1 protein-coding gene is annotated in these 452 nt (G+C 62.6%); it reads left to right on the plus strand.

Annotation, left to right across the window (positions count from 1 at the left end; genetic code table 11):
- Positions 1–85 precede the first annotated feature (85 nt).
- Positions 86–452 (plus strand): putative metal-binding motif-containing protein (locus Q664_RS02910; protein WP_235216528.1); only part of this gene is annotated, 367 nt, incomplete at its 3' end.

Genomic DNA, 452 nt, shown 5'->3' on the forward strand with positions numbered 1-452 from the left:
TCAGCACTTCTCCACCCGGTCCCGTACCAAAACTCGTCCACGATGCGGTTCTCCTCTCCTCCATGGTGGCCCCGCCGGTGGCTCCATGAGCGCACTGAAGATCCCCTGCTACGACCACGCAACCCCTTGGCTGTACGCCTGCGCACCAATCAGTCAGCATCTGTCCCTTGGATGTGGCCTGGACACATCCTCGGGACAACTGGGCGATGGCACGCTGACCAACCGGCTCACGCCGACCCAGGCGCAGTTGTTGAACATCTACTTCTACGATCTCGAGGGCGATGGCTATGGCGGCGATCTGCTTCCCTCCGAGGAAGCCTGCGAGCCTCCAGGGGCCGAGTACGTGGAGAATCCCCTGGACTGCGATGACTTCGATCCCGCGATCAACCCCGGGGCCGCGGAGGTCTGCGATGGCCTGGACAACAACTGCAACGGCTCCATCGACGAGACAG

It is taken from the genome of Archangium violaceum Cb vi76 (genome assembly GCF_000733295.1).
Taxonomy (GTDB): Bacteria; Myxococcota; Myxococcia; order Myxococcales; family Myxococcaceae; genus Archangium; species Archangium violaceum.